Here is a 16,334-nt window from a genome sequence, read left to right as displayed (position 1 = left end):
ACGGTTCGAGCTTTCTTGGGCTTCTCGTCAGGGGGAACTGACGAATTTCTTACTGTGCTTGGCTATTGAGATAAGCACGGGCAGAAATATCGGTCCATGGGCGAACTTGCTTGATATAAGCCGCCTGAGACTCTTGGATTTCTTTTGCCAACGCATCTTGCGCGGCATGTTCTTTCAATAATTTGTCATTCGCAGTGCGAAGCGCTGTCATCACCGACGCAGGGAAATCTTTCACCTGAACATTCGGGTATTCCGATTTAATCGATGCCCAGTTCTTACCACTTTCATGCACAGATTGAACATACATGTCATAAGCCGCGGTCTTCATTGCGACTTTTAAAATCGCTTTCAGATCATCAGGCAGACCATCCCAAGTGCGTTTGTTCACCAAGAATTGGAGCTCTGTGCCTGGCTCATGCCAACCGGTGTAGTAGTAAGGAGCAATTTTGTGGAAGCCCATACGCAGGTCAAGTGACGGGCCAACCCATTCCAACGCATCGATGGTACGGCGCTCAAGCGAGGTATAAAGCTCACCCGGGGCAATGTTGGTTGGTTTTGCACCAAGTTCAGCTAGGATTTCACCGGCAAAACCCGGAATACGCATTTTCAGGCCTTGTAAGTCATCGACCGAGTTGATCTCTTTTTGGAACCAGCCGCCCATCTGGGTATCGGTATTACCACCTGGGAAAGACAGCAGGTTATGCGGTGCATACACCTTCTCCATCAATTCCATCCCACCGCCTTGGTAGAACCACGCGTACTGCTCCGCTGGTAGCATGCCAAAAGGCATAGAGGTGAAGTAAAGCGTGTTCGGCACTTTGCCTTTCCAGTAGTAAGACGCCGAGTGACCAAGATCGTATTGACCCGATTTCACCATATCAAATACGCCGAGTGGCGCTTTGTGCTTGTTGGCAGAGTCGATACGGATTTGCAAACGACCGTTTGACATCTCTTCCGCCATTTTGGCCATATTTTTCGTTGCATCACCGAAAATTGGGAAGTTTGGCCCCCAAGTTTCTGCCAGTTTTAAGCGATAGACTTTATCAGCAGCGTTTGCAGTGGTTGCCACTAAAGCGAGCGCGGCCGCAACCGCCGTCGTTTTTAGCACTCGTTTTATCGTTCTTTGGATAAGACTCATGTTTCACGTCCTTTGTTTTTATTCATGTCGGATCAATTGACATTGGAAATTCGTGTTAAACATGAAACAAAAAACACACTTTGTTAATCGGCAGGAACACGCAAGGAAAAAGCAAGTGGCAACCTACTCTATCTCACATGAATACGTATAACCACGTAGGATATTGACTGAGGATCTATTATTAGATTGTTTTATAAGATTTTAATTTTGAACATTGCATACCAAAGAGAGAGGAACTACGTAGGTAGTATCAGCAAAGATATTTAACAAGCTTTGTCTAAAATGTGATGAATTCGATACAAACATGTAGGCACCCCAAACCAAATGATGCTTCAAAATAAGGTCAGAGAAAGATGACAGGCAGAAAAAAACCCAATCAATTGGCAATGTAGATCAGATAAGGATCGGTTGACCGATCCTTCTGATGAGAGACAATCGGAAACCTGTTTATAGGTTTCCGATTTTTTTATGTCTATCCAAAACTATTTTGCTGACTTTCTTGAAGAGAGTCCTGTTGATGTCGCTCAGCTCACCACTTTCTCTGAGCATATTCCTGATGAGTGGGTTGCTAAAGCGGCAACACTTTCCGATAAAGCGACAATTCGTCGACGTCGTTTACCTAGTGATATGGTTCTTTGGCTTATTGTTGGAATGGCGTTTTTCCGCAATGAGTCTATTGCAGAAGTCGCACGGCGAATGAATGTCTGTGCCGAGGGCTTAGCCGATGAGGAACTGCTAGCTAAAAGTGCTTTAACGCAAGCAAGGCAACGCCTTGGTAAAGCTGCTCCAGAATGGTTGTTTAGACAATGCAGTCACACATGGGGTCTAGAGCGTTACCCCGAGGATACTTGGCAAGGCTTACAAGTCTTCGCTATTGATGGGGCTCTTTTTCGAACCGCTGATACATCAGAACTAAGAGAACATTTTGGGTCAGGTAATACATCCAGCGAGAGGCAGACACCTCATCCAGTACTCAGGGTGGTGACCATGATGAATGTTCGCTCACATGTCATTGTAGACGCAGCTATAAGCCCCTATCGTCGTGGTGAAATACCGCTTGCAATGCCCTTTATTGACTCTCTACCTGATAACTCATTGACTTTACTAGATAAGAGGTTTTATGGCGCAGACTTACTTCTTTCTCTCCAAAATAGTGGCTCCAACAGGCATTGGTTGTTACCAGCGAAGAAAGGGGTGAAATTCAGACTTCTGGACGATGAAGAGAGCGACGACATGTTGGTAGAAATGAAAGTCTCTCCACAGGCTCGCAAGAAAAATCCTAACCTACCTGAAAAATGGCAAGTCAGAGCCGTTACTTATCAAGTACAAGGTAAGCACAAAACAGTGTTTACGTCTTTGCCTAGGGAAGAGTACGATGCGGAATCAGTAGCCGAGCTTTACCATGAGAGATGGGAAATTGAGTTAGGGTACAGAGACATAAAAAGTTCGATGCAGCACAACGCGTTAGTGCTGAGGAGTAAGACGGTCGAGCTTGTCTATCAAGAGTTATGGGGGCTGTTGCTTGGTTATAACTTGGTAAGACGAGAAGCCAGTCAAGCGGCCGTAGCACATGGTCGAATGGCCAATGAAATCAGTTTTAAATACGCTTGTCAGTTCATCGCTAGTCAACTGAAAGTAATGAGCAAAGCGGTATCTCCAGGTAATACACCGAAGCGTCTAAAAAGTCTGCGCGGAGACTTATCCATCCTTTTTATAGACAAACGCCCTAAGCCAAATCGGCCTAGGGCGGTAAAAATATCAAAGACCCGATATCCTGTTAATCGCAAGGCAGCTCCTCTTAAGTGAACTACATTGCCACAACTGTGGAGCTTTTTATCAATTATTGCTAAGCAACTTCGCATTACACTTTTAAATGGTGCTTACCATGAGATACTTTCGCCTTTAAGTAGCTTTCATTGCCTTCTTTGATGTGAGCAGAAGTGTTGACCACTTCAACAATCTCTATCCCGTACTCACTTAATTCACGAATCTTCTTAGGGTTGTTGGTCACTAATCGAATCTGTTTGATCCCTAGCGCTTCAAGCATTTGTGCCGCTTCCGTAAAGTCACGAAGATCGTCATCAAAGCCAAGATGGTTATTGGCCTCGTAAGTATTCATCCCTTCGCTTTGCAAACGGTAAGCATCGATTTTGTTGTAAAGGCCGATCCCGCGACCTTCTTGGCGAAGATAAAGAATGATGCCGCCAGACTCACCCATACGATTGATCGTCTCTTCCAACTGCTCGCCACAGTCACAGCGAGATGAATGGAACACATCCCCAGTGAGGCATTCAGAATGCATTCGAACTAGGGGGACTTCTTGAGTCACATCTGCCGATTTAAAGATGACTGCCACATGCTCTTTGTCGGTCTTCAAACCACGAAATGAAAGAATTTCCGCATCAATATTACTTTTTGCACCGACTTTAAAATCGACTCTGGCTCGAACTTCCGCCATATCTCTACTCACTTGATTGGTTACGTCTAATCTAACGACTCTTTTGTACATGATGTTTTCTCATCTGTATTGCAACTATGGGGGTTGATACTCCAATTTTCAATCATCGGATCACAAATGAGTTTTGTTATATTATAACAATAATGCTTGAGTGCAACAGTCAGGTATAAAAAAACCGCCAGGCTGGCGGTTTTCCATTAACAGCGTCAATTATTAGCTATTAGCAGTCGTCTTCTGTGAAATTCGTTGGAAGCTGCTTTTTCATCTCGTTCCAAATCATCGCACTCTCAATACCGTATTGACGAATCAACGCTGGTAACTGTTCACGCTGTCCTGACTCACACGTCAACAGCAGTTGGCGATAGAACTTAAGGGCCAATTCACGAGACGCTGGATTAGAGAAGTAAAAACTACCGACACGATCATATAGCTTCTTCAAACCATTGAAAATCAAACCATAAATTTGATTTCCTGAGTGGAAAGCTAAACGCTGGAACAGCATGTAATCGTAGAAGTTGAAGGTCTTCGCAATCAAGATTTCTTGGCGTTTCGCTTCATCTTTCTCATTGTCTTCTTTTACATTTTGCTGAATTTTGTCGGCATAAGGAGACGATGACAAAAATGCATCCCAAGATTCAGCCGCAACCAATTGCTCACATGAATCAATAACGGTTTTGATCGTACGCTCAGAGTTTTCTTTATTCACTTTAAAGGCATAACGCATGAATATCGGACTGATATTTGTACGTGCTGCAAGCAAATCTTCAACAATATTTGTTGCGTTATCAACGTCTAGCGTCATGAGTGTATCGAGGATATGCAGCCCCGAGGTTTCCATAAACTGGTTCACTTTGGTTGGCTTACCATGTTGGATCGTCAACCAACCATCACGAGCAAGTCTTTGTAAAACCTCACGTAGTGTGGTGCGCGTAACACCAATCAGTTCAGACAGCTCACGCTCAGCAGGTAAAATGGAACCTGGAGGGAAACGCCCATTCCAGATGCTTTCGATAATGTATTTCTCTGCAAATCCCGCAGGGCTCTTTGCCTTAATGACCATTATATTTGTTATTCCAATATTTGTTTTGGGTCGAATGGCACTCATCATACCACTACTTCTTCATTTGCGAAAATTTACTATCACGAAATGCAACCAAATTGCAATATAGAGTAAACACTCTAAGTTAAATTGGATAAAAAATGCCTTTGCGGAATCTGGAAGTCGTCAAAAAATACATTTTATGGTCGCAAGACCATGCACAAAGCCAGAATAAATAAAGGGTGATAGGTCACATTTTTAAATTCATAAATTGCAAATTAAAATTGAGTTAATCGGTTAATACTCTTTCTTAATTTAACTTTTTTATGCTTTCAACGTAAATTATGATGATAAGCGAACTTTTGCATAGTTTACATGATATACTTGTGCTACTTCGATCGCGTTTTGCGAAATTAAGTCAGCAAATGAAGACAGGATTGGGATTTCCTGTTGACTAAATGTTACTTGAGAGTAGAGTTGCGGGCGAAAATAAGAGCGGTGCTTAAGTTCAAGGGAAGTAACTTGGCAAGACTACATTTTAAACAAGGATTGTTGTTTTTCTAAGTTATTGTTTATAAAGATAGATATTTCTTCTTTAAAGCATAGGCTTAAGCACTATGTTGTAGTGTCTATTCATATATAAGTTAATAAGAGAATTATCATGCCGATGTCGCTCGGAAACGCTTTTATTAAGAATTTTCTTGGTAAAGCGCCTGATTGGTATAAAGTTGCCATCATTTCTTTTTTAATCATTAACCCGATTGTTTTCTTCTTCGTTGACCCATTTGTAGCAGGCTGGCTACTCGTCGTGGAATTTATTTTCACGTTGGCAATGGCGCTCAAATGTTATCCTCTTCAACCTGGTGGTTTATTAGCCATTGAAGCCATCGCGATTGGCATGACTAGCCCTGAACAGGTTAAGCATGAGCTCGTCGCCAATATCGAAGTGTTGTTGTTACTGGTCTTCATGGTCGCTGGCATCTACTTCATGAAGCAGTTGCTACTCTTCATTTTCACCAAGATATTGCTTGGCATTCGCTCTAAAGCGATTTTGTCTTTAGCGTTTTGTTTTGCCGCGGCCTTTCTTTCCGCTTTCTTAGACGCACTGACCGTTATCGCCGTTGTTATCAGCGTTGCCGTGGGTTTCTATTCGATCTACCACAAAGTGGCATCGGGTAAGGGCGTCAGTTCCGATCATGACCATACACAAGACGATCATCTTGCCGAGCTGACTCGTGAAGACTTAGAAAACTACCGCGCATTTTTACGCTCACTGCTCATGCATGCGGGTGTTGGTACTGCGCTCGGTGGCGTGACGACCATGGTAGGTGAACCTCAAAACTTGATCATTGCAGACCAAGCAAGTTGGTTGTTTGGTGAGTTCTTGATTCGCATGGCTCCAGTTACGCTTCCTGTTTTCGTTTGTGGTTTGCTCACCTGTTTTGCGGTCGAAAAACTTAAGGTGTTTGGCTACGGCGCTGAACTACCTGATAACGTTCGTCATATTCTTGTCGAATTCGACAAAGAAGAACGCAAGGCTCGTACCAACCAAGATGTGGCCAAACTTTGGATTCAAGGTCTTATCGCCGTATGGCTGATTGTCGGCCTCGCACTGCACTTGGCCGCGGTAGGTTTGATCGGTTTGTCCGTCATCATCCTAGCCACAGCCTTCACTGGTGTGATTGAAGAACACTCACTCGGTAAAGCGTTTGAAGAAGCACTGCCATTTACGGCACTTCTTGCGGTTTTCTTCTCTATCGTGGCGGTAATCATCGACCAAGAGTTGTTTAAGCCTGTTATCGATGCAGTTCTCGCGGTGGAAGACAAAGGCACGCAGTTGGCGATGTTCTACGTGGCAAACGGTTTGCTTTCGATGGTGTCTGACAACGTGTTCGTCGGTACGGTTTACATCAACGAAGTCAAAACTGCGCTAGTAGAAGGCATTATTACACGTGACCAGTTTGACTTGCTGGCCGTGGCGATCAACACAGGAACTAACTTGCCATCAGTGGCAACACCAAACGGCCAAGCGGCGTTCCTATTTTTGTTGACTTCAGCACTCGCACCATTGATTCGTCTGTCTTACGGCAAGATGGTGATCATGGCTCTGCCATACACGATTGTACTGGCTCTGGTTGGCTTGTTTGGCATCGTCTTCTTACTTGAGCCTATGACAGCTTGGTTTTACGACGCAGGTTGGATTGCTCACCATGTGGGTGAGGCAACTCACGCAGTTTCCGGCGGACATTAAATTTTTAGTTTGCTAAAGAAACTTATCCGAGATAAAAAGCTCTGAGTATTCAGAGCTTTTTTATTGAACATACAAAGGATTTTAGAAGTGAATTTATTTGCATCACTCAATCAGTTTTCAAAAAACAGAATCTCATGGCTGCTATTGCTACTCTTCGTGGTCTTTTTTGAGGGAGCGGCGCTGTTCTTTCAGCATGTGATGATGCTGTCACCCTGTGTGATGTGTATTTATGAGCGCGTGGCGATGCTTGGCGTGGGTGGCGCGGCACTCTTTGGCCTGATTGCACCCAATAACCCACTTGTTCGTTGGTTAGGTTTGGCGGCTTGGGGAGCCAGTGCTTACAAAGGGTTGGCGTTGTCATTACAACACGTTGATTACCAGTTTAATCCATCGCCTTTTGCTACTTGTGATCTGTTCGTCACCTTCCCAGATTGGGCTCCATTGAATCAATGGGCGCCTTGGATGTTTGAAGCCTATGGTGACTGTAGCAAAATCGTATGGCAGTTCATGACACTTTCGATGCCACAATGGTTGGTGATTATTTTTGCTGGCAACCTAGTGGCGCTCGCATTTATCGTTATTGCTCAGTTTTTCAAATCAAAATAGTTCCGACGCTGACTCGGATTGCAGTTAAAAAAAACAGCCGACTCATTCAGAGTCGGCTGTTTTTTGTCGCGTGTTGATTATTGGCCACAACACTGTTTGAATTTTTTGCCACTTTGACAAGGACAAGGGTCGTTTCGCCCTACTCCTTTGAAAGGATTCAAACTTTGTGATTTGTTGCCAACCATCAGTTCATCGGCGGCAAGCGCCACTTCGTTGATCATCAAATCCATTTGGTCAATGAAATCGCTCAAAGCGGGAGGCGCTTCAATTCCCGCAGCGAGCATTTGCTGTTGAGTACTCTCTTCATCAATGGCCAACATAAAGCTGGTAAAGAGCGCCTGCATCATGCGTTGAGTGCCGTCATTGACGATGGCGGATTGCCATTGCTCTTCAACTCTTGGCCACAAAGACATAAAACCTTCAGCAAAGTCGGCCAAGTTATCTCTTTCATCGCCTACGAGCTCGAGCAATGAATATTCATTGCGTAAAATCCGATTATGCTGCTTATGAATTTGCTCCGTCACAGCCGCGCGAAGCTCGGCAGACACATCCCCCAGCAACTCGGTTAACCAGGTATCAGGATCGGTCGGTTGAATCGTTAAGTTCGCCGCTAAAACTGCGCCTTCAATAAACCAAGCAGAAGCTTGGCTGGAAGCGTCATTGAATTCAATTAATTGATATTGCATCGTTGAAACACTTGTTGTTCAATTTGGCCGGATTATATACCTAAGCAAAGTAAATGGGGGGATTAAATCATGAAAAGCCTCTCTCCTTGCCTCTTCTCGTGACAAGCTCTCAGTGAATCGCTACAATCGCGCCTCATTTTTTGAGAGGCCAGAATAAAGATGCGAGTGATATTGGGACCGATGGAAGGTGTGCTCGACCACCTGATGCGAGAGATGCTTACCGAAATCAATGACTACGATTTTTGTGTCACTGAGTTTGTTCGCGTTGTCAGCCAACCACTCCCAGACCATGTGTTTTATCGCCTCTGCCCTGAACTGAAACAAGGGTCAAAAACAAAAAATGGTGTTCCTGTCAAAGTGCAGCTGTTAGGCCAAGATCCCCACTGGATGGCCGAAAATGCTATCCGCGCCGCGCAGCTCGGTGCGCATGGTATCGATCTAAACTTTGGTTGTCCGGCAAAGATGGTTAATCAAAGCAAAGGGGGCGCAGCGCTGCTGCAACACCCGGAACTAATCTATCAAGTGGTCAAAGCGTGTCGTGATGCAGTGCCCTCGCACATTCCAGTTTCCGCCAAAATTCGTTTGGGCTGGGAAAACCCGGAAGATTGTTTCGAGATTGTGGACGCGGTAGAGCAAGGCAAAGCGGATGAATTAACCGTCCATGCAAGAACCAAAGCTGGCGGCTATAAAGCGAGTGAAATCAAATGGGATTACATTGACCAAATCCGCCAACGTTCCACGATTCCTTTGATTGCTAATGGCGAAATCTGGAACTATGCCGATGGTCAAGCCTGTATTGAAACCACTGGCATCGATTCTTTGATGGTGTGCCGTGGCGCATTAAACGTGCCTAACTTGGGCAACATCGTTAAGCACAATCACCGTGCGATGCCGTGGCACGAAGTGGTGGATTTATTGCTCAAATACACCCAATACGAAGTGCGTGGCGACAAAGGGAAATATTACCCAAATCGTATCAAGCAGTGGTTTGCTTATTTGCGCCAAGCATACCCACAAGCGGCTGACCTATTCCGCGATATTCGCACCTTGACGCAAGTGGAAAGCATCGTTGAGCATCTGCATCACTATCGCGAACAGCTCGAGGTGGCACAGTAAACAATTTTGTCTTTACCACTGTTTTTCGCTTGGTAAAGACTGTCATCGGCAGCTTTGAATAAAGCGTCAAAGCTGTCACCTGCGCCCATTTCACGTATCACCACGCCTGCCGAAATGGTAAAACCATGTCTCACCACTTGAGGTGACCGTTCATTAACGGCTTCACGAACTCTCGCGAGCACTTTCTCCATGCCATCGCACTCATCGCCATAAAGGGTAATGACAAACTCTTCACCGCCAAATCGAGACGCAACATCGCATTGGCGAATATTGTCGCGAATACAACTGGCCACTAATTTGATCGCTTCATCACCCACATCATGGCCATGGCTATCATTGATCGATTTAAAGTTATCAATATCAAACACGGCTAAAGCAATTTTCTTTTTGGTGATCTTGTTTCGCCAAACCGACTGCATACCACGTCGATTGAGTAGTCCTGTCATCGGATCTTTGGTGGCGAGATCTTTAAAATACTGACGTTCGTGACGAGTGTTGACCAAAAAGAGTGTAAAGGTCGAAAGCAGGTAGATAAAAATCGCCGCCGCTAAGCTGTATTTCTCGTAAGAAACAAAGTTCTTTAGCTCTCGAGTCCAATCGAAAGTGTAGAAAATAACGTGAGAGTCATTGAGTGTTGGGAAGTCAATGTCGCGCACGCGCAAAGCATTTGGCGGTATGGGTGACTCGGTATTCCACAAATGAAATTCACCTGCCAACTGTTTATTGGTGGTGAGCAGTGTCTTCGCTTCAATACTGATGAGCAGCATTCCTTGATGCTCACCTTTCTCATATACCGGGATACTGAGTGAATACCGAGACTCTTGCGTCGCGGTTTTGATATCAAATTCATAGCCTGGGCCAGAAAACGTCACTCGACCGGGATTACTGGCGGTTTTCTGCCAAAAAGGACGGGCTTTTAAAGTATCGAGCAACTCAACACTGAACGATGCCGCATACGTTTCTGGTGATGAAATCACGTAACCGTGCTTGTCGATGTAAAGAATACTGACCATAAACGGCTCGAGATCATGTAAAAAGGAAAGCGACGGAGCAAACCCTGATTTCTCACTGACTCGTTGATTTAAATAACTTCCAGGCGCGCACAACTCCGGTAACCCTGCCAGCATGTAGTCGATGTCCACTTCAGGCTGATCGGGGACCATGCCGTCGGCCATTAAGAGCGGATCAATCGGCCAAATAAAGCACAAACCATTTTCTTGTTTGTTGTTGTGATTACTCAAAATCGAATAACCGTCGTCGGTGTAACTACTAAAGCTGTATTCCAAGGCGGTTAGAATTTTTATGCTTCTCGTCAGCATCCGATCAATGCGTTCGTACTCCTCATCGATGTGTCGATTGATCGAATCGTAGTAATTCTTGACCGTCATAGAGATCACAGCCAAAAAAATCAACGCGGGGAATAACACCACAAAGCGTCGGCTAAATTGTCTTTTTTTACTCATTCGATAACCAAGAATGCTGAGAAACAAAACCCTTTGACCGCCAAAGCGTGTCAAAGGGTCTAATGTCTTTTGTTTGAGAACAGCTCAAATATTAATAGATTGTGCCAGAACTGTCACTCAAGTTTCCAAATTTGAATGGATTCAGAAGAGATATTAACCACAACTTTACTATTTACTTGCAAAGCACTTTCATTACCCAATAGGGAAACCAGACGTCCTTGCGGCTTTCCAAGTTGCCAAATTGGCAGCGTCATAGAGCATGCCTTCGAATCTAAGTTGACCATCACAAGCAGAGTGTCTTCACCATACTGACGAGCAAAACTGAACGACGTTGGCTCAACATGCAAAAATTGGATCGACCCTTGCTGCAGCGCCTTAGACGTTTTGCGAAGTTCAATGAGACGTTGGTGATATTGGAACGTCTCCACATGACCAACACGCTCCCACGGGAAACAGCGGCGGTTATCTGGGTCATTCTCACCTTCCAGTCCAACTTCACTACCATAATAGATACAAGGGGTTCCGACATAAGTGAACAGCAAGCCGAGAGCAATGTTCATGCGCGCTTGGTCATTTTCCAACAAGGTAATAAAACGTGCGGTATCGTGGCTGTCAAGTTGATTGAACTGGCTGAGCTGGTTAAGCCAAGGTACTTTAGCGCGTGATTCATTTAGCCAATCAACAAAATCGATGCAGTCGATCTCAATAGGATGGTAGGCAATGTCTTTTTGGGCCAATAATGCTCTCACTGGATGGGCAAAGCCGTAGTAATTCATCGAGCCGTCTTCTTGATCGCCTTGGAGCCACTTGCTCGCCTCGAAGAAATGCTCCCCTAATACATAAGCTTGAGGGTTTTCTTGTTTAGTCGCATTGCGGAACTGCTTAACATAGTAGGCATTGTTGCGCGCCCCTTCACCTTCTCCAAGCATGTGGATCACGTCAAAACGCCAACCATCGATTCGATAGGGTGCTTTCAACCAGTGGCGAATGGCCGCGTGTTCGCTGGCATAAATGTAATTACGTACCTCCGCATTTTCAAAATTCAGTACTGGTAAACTGTCAACGCCCTTCCAGCCAATATAATTTTGGCTACCGTCTTCGAAAAAATAATAGTGGCGATAAGGCGATTCGATGTGGTGATAGGCCCCTATCTCACCTACCCCATTTTTGTCAAACCAAGGGTGCTCACATGAGGTGTGATTGAAAACGGCATCAAGCACAATTTTCATACCGCGTTGATGAAGCGCTTCGCTCAACTCTGCAAACTCTTGATTGCTTCCCAAATGCGGATCAATGGTTAAGTAATCAGTGGTGTCGTACTTGTGATTGCTCGGCGCCGAAAAAATCGGATTGAGATAGAGCGCTGTCACGCCCAAGGTTTGCAGGTAATCCAATTTGCTGCGAATGCCAGCCAAGTCCCCGCCATAAAACTCACAACCCCCATAGCCATTGTGTTTGTCAACGGCCGCTCCCCACTCTTTTGCGACCACAGGGCGTGTGCCATTTTTTACCGAGTATTCGCCACTTTTAACGCTGATCTCTGGGTTACCATTACAGAATCGATCAGGGAAAATTTGGTAGAAAATCTGCTCACTCACCCACTCTGGCGGCTGATGAGATTGGTTGTATTTGAAATGGTACTCGCTGCCTGGCATCCGTTTCTGTACGCCACGAGCGTCTAACCAGACAGTGGCACCTTCTGTGATCACTTTGAAAACGTACTGGGTGATCTCTCGGTCTTTATTCAAAGGGAATGACGCTTGCCAGCCATCGAGTTCCCCTAACTTAGAGACTCGCTGCATTTCTACTAAGTACTCTTCATTGTCAGGCTCGTGCCGCAGGTAGACGGCTTGAATTCCTTCAGGCTGAGTTCTTAAGGTAACGTGAGCGATTTGATTCTCAACGCGGAAATAATCCGGCGTTTGCGCATGAAAAAGAAAAGGTAGGGTCATTGCGAGTACTCTTTTAATCGGTATTTCATACCATTCTAAAAGCACAGCGCTGAGCGACATCCCCCCTTGAGAAATAAAAATCACGTTATTTTTCAAGGGGAGATCACAATCGGTAGGAGGATAGCGAGGGCGTAGAGAAAAAACTAATTGAGCAGTAAGCTGTCGTCGGCCAACTCTTCGCCACGCACTTTAGAGAACATCTCGAGGAGATCTTTCACCTGCATCCCCTCTCGCTGCTCACCAGCGACATCCAGCACAATTTCACCTTGGTGCAGCATGACCGTGCGATCGCCACACGCCAACGCATCTTTCATCGAGTGCGTCACCATCATAACGGTCAAGTTAAACTCTTTGACGATACGTTTGGTGAGATCAATGATGAACGCCGCCATGCGTGGATCAAGTGCTGCAGTATGCTCATCAAGCAGTAATAGTTTGCTGTCTGACAACGTAGCCATCACAAGGCTTACTGCCTGACGTTGTCCACCAGAAAGAAGACCAATACTGTCACCCAAACGATCTTCTAACCCTAGCCCCAAAATGCTGATCCGCTCTTGGAACAGTTTGCGACGCTTTGCTGAGAGCGATAAGTGCCAACCTCGCTTTTTTCCACGCATGTACGCGAGCGCCATGTTTTCTTCAATGGTTAACGCGCCACAAGTGCCTGCAAGCGGGTCTTGGAACACCCTTGCACAAAGAGAAGCGCGTTGGTCAACCGTTTGTGATGTCACATCGACGTCATCGATCAATACTTTGCCGCCCACCATGGGGGTTTCACCTGTCACCGCGCCAAGTAAGGTCGATTTACCCGCCCCGTTAGAACCTATCACCGTCAAAAACTGATGCTCTGGTACTTCGAGCGTGACACCACGTAGCGCACGATTTTCTAGAATGGTGCCTCGATTAAAGGTGACCTGAATATCTTCCAAACGAATCATAGTGCACCTCCTGACTTCTGTTTACCACTACTCGCCCCTGAGTTAACGGGCTTTTTTATCGCCATGTTTCCTTTTAGTTTTGGCGCAATCAACGCGATGGCAACCAGCACTGCCGTGACTAAATTGAGATCCGACGCTTGCAGACCAAACATGCCAGAACTTAGCGCAAAAGCCACCGCCAAACGGTAAAGCACTGAGCCGACGATGACCGCAACAACGGCAACCCAAATTTTTCGTCCCGGAATCAACGTTTGCCCCAGAATCACCGCTGCCAAACCCACCACGATAGTCCCGACACCCGACGTCACATCGGCAAAACTGTTGGTTTGCGCAAATAACGCACCAGCGAAACCGACGAAGCCATTCGACAGCGCAAGACCAAAATAGGTGTAAAAAGAGGTGCTACCACCTTGAGCGCGCACCATACGTGCGTTAACGCCCGTGGCGCGTAAGCCTAAGCCAAAATCACTGTTGAGCAGTCGCACCACCAACCAAGAGGAGATCAAAACGAGAATACCGACCACCAGTGGACGGATGAACATGGGATCACCCAAGCTTTCAAATGGGGTCAAAATGGTCTCTTCCCCCAATAACGCCAAGTTTGGTCGCCCCATAATACGAATGTTGATTGAGAACGCCGCAATCATGGTTAGGATGGAAGCCAAAAGATGAAGAATACCGCAGCGCACCGCCAAAAAAGCGGTCACCCAACCCGTCATCGCACCAGCAAGAATGGCCATCCCAGTGGCTAGCCATGGATTCACACCCGCAACGATAGCGGTTGCCGCAACCGCAGCACCCATAGGAAAACTGCCATCCACACTCAAATCCGGAAAATCGAGAACCCTAAAGGTTAAGTAAACACCTAAGGCAACTAAGCCGTAAAGTAAGCCAATTTCTAGCGCACCGAAAAACGCAAAAGCAGACATAGCAACTCCTTTATTCTGCTCTAACAAAGGGCCGAATCTCCGTCGGCCCTAGATAGGATTTTATTTGATGTCTGTGGCTCGAGAAAGCACAGAGGCTGGAATAGTAATACCTAATTTCTCTGCAGTGCCTTGATTCACAACAAGATCTGATCCAGTAGCCACTTTTACGTCGAGCTTACCTGGCTCTTGACCTTCCAAGATCGCAGCAACGTAATCCGCCGTTTGCACGCCAACTTGGTAGTAATCGAAGCCTAAGCCTGCGATTGCCCCTTTCTCAACATAGGAAGTTGCACCACCAAATACTGGTTTTTTCGCTTGATTGGCCGCGACAATCATCCCTTCAATCGCACTGGCCACTGTGTTATCCGTCGGAGCGTAAATCACGTCAGATTTCGCAGCAATCGCTTGAGTCGCAGATTGCACATCCGCACTTTTTAATGCGGTCGACTCCACCACCTTTAAACCTTTTTCTGCCGCGCTTTTCTTCAATAGCTCAACCAAAGTAACCGCGTTTGCTTCGCCTGGGTTGTACACCACGCCAATCGCTTTGGCATTAGGCAACAGCTCTTTAATAAGGTCAACGTGCTGAGATACTGGTGAAAGATCGGAAAGACCAGTGACGTTTTTCCCCGGTTGCTCCATGGATTTCACCAGTTTAGCGCCTACAGGATCAGTAACAGCAGTAAATACAACTGGAATAGAGCGCGTGGCCGAGACCAATGCTTGAGCCGTTGGGGTTGCGATACCAACTAAGACATCCGGGCTTTCCCCGACAAACTGACGAGCAATTTGTACCGCAATCGCTGGGTTACCTTGCGCCGTTTTGTAATCAAACTCGAGGTTTTCTCCTTCGACATACCCTTTTGCTTTTAGTCCATCTAAAAGGCCTTGTCGGGTGGCATCAAGTGCGGGGTGTTCAACGATTTGTGAAACGGCAACTTTGGCAGTTTTTGCCATCACAGAATGGGAAGAAATTAAAGCAGCACCGGCAAGAACAGCCGTGGCGATCAGTTTTCCTGCTTTCATCTTGACTCCTTGAATTCAGCATAGGTTGAGATGTTGTGTGGTATCACGAAACCTCCACTCTGGATGAGTAAGGTTAAGCAATTATTTTTGTGCACTTTTTGTACATCTGAATGACATTATTACCAGCAACTTCTCTATTAGGAAAGCAGGATTTAACAGAAATACAACAAAACGAGAGATAAATGACGGTCACTCAGCGGGCAAAAACAAAACGGGCAACCCGATTGGCTGCCCGTTAACGATCTTTTTTGAACAAGTGGAAACTTAGAACCAACGCTCGAGCGCGGATTTATCTAAGTGACGGAAAGCGCGGTTTAAGGTATGCGCCAACTCTTTGTAGCGAGGTCGGGATTTAAGCGGTTCTAGTGCCGAACCACTTTCGACAATTTTCTGATGCAATTCTCGATACCACGTAGCCAGTGCTGGTGGCAGTTGAGTATTGGAACGATGGCCTAACCACCACATTCCTTGCAAAGGCAAACTCAGTGCAAATAAAGCCATGACAATCGCTTGAGGCAGAGCTTGATAATTGTTGAACGCCATTTGAGTCAGGACGCTGATGGCTGCTATCGCTGGCATCACTTTAATGCCAAAACGCGTTGCTTTGATAATCCGTTGTTCAGGAAAAATGGCACTCAGCTCTTTGCGCATCGGCCAAGTATCCATGTACTTTTGCCCGTCTCGCAGACTGTGGGCAAGTCCGACTTTATTGTTCATACTGCTCTCTCACTA

General features: G+C 45.8%; 14 protein-coding genes. 4 read left to right on the top strand and 10 right to left on the bottom strand.

Going from position 1 to position 16,334, the window contains the following annotated elements; all coding sequences use genetic code 11:
* Window positions 1-49: 49 nt before the first annotated feature.
* Window positions 50-1,138 (bottom strand): TRAP transporter substrate-binding protein, encoded by a 1,089-nt coding sequence (locus VV1_RS10520; protein ID WP_011080108.1) that lies wholly within the window; start codon window positions 1,136-1,138, stop codon window positions 50-52.
* Window positions 1,139-1,606: 468 nt separating this feature from the next.
* Here VV1_RS10520 and VV1_RS10515 point away from each other — a divergent pair, with 468 nt between their 5' ends.
* Window positions 1,607-2,944, top strand: coding sequence for an IS4-like element ISVvu3 family transposase (locus VV1_RS10515; protein WP_011080107.1), 1,338 nt, complete (start codon window positions 1,607-1,609; stop codon window positions 2,942-2,944).
* A 55-nt stretch (window positions 2,945-2,999) separates the two neighbouring features.
* Here VV1_RS10515 and ribA read toward each other — a convergent pair whose 3' ends face one another.
* On the bottom strand, window positions 3,000-3,596 hold the full coding sequence (gene ribA / locus VV1_RS10510; RefSeq protein WP_011080106.1) for a GTP cyclohydrolase II: 597 nt from the start codon (window positions 3,594-3,596) through the stop codon (window positions 3,000-3,002).
* Between the two features lie 220 nt (window positions 3,597-3,816).
* Window positions 3,817-4,656: a fatty acid metabolism transcriptional regulator FadR gene (fadR, locus tag VV1_RS10505; RefSeq protein WP_011080105.1), complete on the bottom strand. Its 840-nt coding sequence runs from the start codon at window positions 4,654-4,656 to the stop codon at window positions 3,817-3,819.
* Window positions 4,657-5,296: 640 nt separating this feature from the next.
* Between fadR and nhaB the strand changes: the two genes are divergently transcribed.
* Window positions 5,297-6,886 carry a Na(+)/H(+) antiporter NhaB gene (gene nhaB / locus VV1_RS10500; protein ID WP_011080104.1) on the top strand — a complete coding sequence of 530 codons (1,590 nt, stop codon included), beginning with the start codon at window positions 5,297-5,299 and terminating at the stop codon, window positions 6,884-6,886.
* 87 nt (window positions 6,887-6,973) lie between these two features.
* The gene (gene dsbB / locus VV1_RS10495; RefSeq protein ID WP_011080103.1) at window positions 6,974-7,492 is read left to right on the top strand and encodes a disulfide bond formation protein DsbB; all 519 of its coding nucleotides are present in this window, start codon (window positions 6,974-6,976) and stop codon (window positions 7,490-7,492) included.
* Window positions 7,493-7,569: 77 nt separating this feature from the next.
* Here the strand turns inward: dsbB and VV1_RS10490 are convergent, their stop codons facing one another.
* Window positions 7,570-8,178 (bottom strand): SEC-C metal-binding domain-containing protein, encoded by a 609-nt coding sequence (locus VV1_RS10490; RefSeq protein WP_011080102.1) that lies wholly within the window; start codon window positions 8,176-8,178, stop codon window positions 7,570-7,572.
* 159 nt (window positions 8,179-8,337) lie between these two features.
* On the opposite strand from VV1_RS10490, the gene dusC reads away from it, so the two are divergent.
* A complete protein-coding gene (gene dusC / locus VV1_RS10485) occupies window positions 8,338-9,294 on the top strand; it encodes a tRNA dihydrouridine(16) synthase DusC (RefSeq protein ID WP_011080101.1) in 957 nt (318 codons plus the stop codon).
* On the opposite strand, the gene VV1_RS10480 is transcribed toward dusC, so the two are convergent.
* The 6 genes from VV1_RS10480 to yfbV form a co-directional block, all read right to left on the bottom strand.
* Complete coding sequence (locus tag VV1_RS10480) at window positions 9,264-10,757, bottom strand: sensor domain-containing diguanylate cyclase (protein ID WP_043920968.1); 1,494 nt, start codon at window positions 10,755-10,757, stop codon at window positions 9,264-9,266. The genes dusC and VV1_RS10480 overlap by 31 nt on opposite strands.
* Before the next feature lie 113 nt (window positions 10,758-10,870).
* Window positions 10,871-12,709 carry a maltodextrin glucosidase gene (gene malZ / locus VV1_RS10475; RefSeq protein WP_011080099.1) on the bottom strand — a complete coding sequence of 613 codons (1,839 nt, stop codon included), beginning with the start codon at window positions 12,707-12,709 and terminating at the stop codon, window positions 10,871-10,873.
* Between the two features lie 143 nt (window positions 12,710-12,852).
* Entirely contained in the window at window positions 12,853-13,647 is a 795-nt protein-coding gene (locus VV1_RS10470) for an ABC transporter ATP-binding protein (protein ID WP_011080098.1), read from the bottom strand.
* Window positions 13,644-14,576, bottom strand: coding sequence for an ABC transporter permease (locus VV1_RS10465; protein WP_011080097.1), 933 nt, complete (start codon window positions 14,574-14,576; stop codon window positions 13,644-13,646). The genes VV1_RS10470 and VV1_RS10465 overlap by 4 nt, the downstream gene beginning before the upstream one ends.
* Window positions 14,577-14,636: 60 nt before the next feature.
* Window positions 14,637-15,602 (bottom strand): ABC transporter substrate-binding protein, encoded by a 966-nt coding sequence (locus VV1_RS10460; RefSeq protein ID WP_011080096.1) that lies wholly within the window; start codon window positions 15,600-15,602, stop codon window positions 14,637-14,639.
* Between the two features lie 264 nt (window positions 15,603-15,866).
* The gene (gene yfbV / locus VV1_RS10455) at window positions 15,867-16,319 is read right to left on the bottom strand and encodes a terminus macrodomain insulation protein YfbV (protein WP_011080095.1); all 453 of its coding nucleotides are present in this window, start codon (window positions 16,317-16,319) and stop codon (window positions 15,867-15,869) included.
* Between the last annotated feature and the right edge of the window lie 15 nt (window positions 16,320-16,334).

Origin of the sequence: Vibrio vulnificus CMCP6 (assembly GCF_000039765.1) — a bacterium.
Lineage (GTDB): Bacteria > Pseudomonadota > Gammaproteobacteria > Enterobacterales > Vibrionaceae > Vibrio > Vibrio vulnificus_B.
Note: the sequence above shows the minus strand (reverse complement) of the source record. Positions and strands in the feature narration are given on the sequence as shown.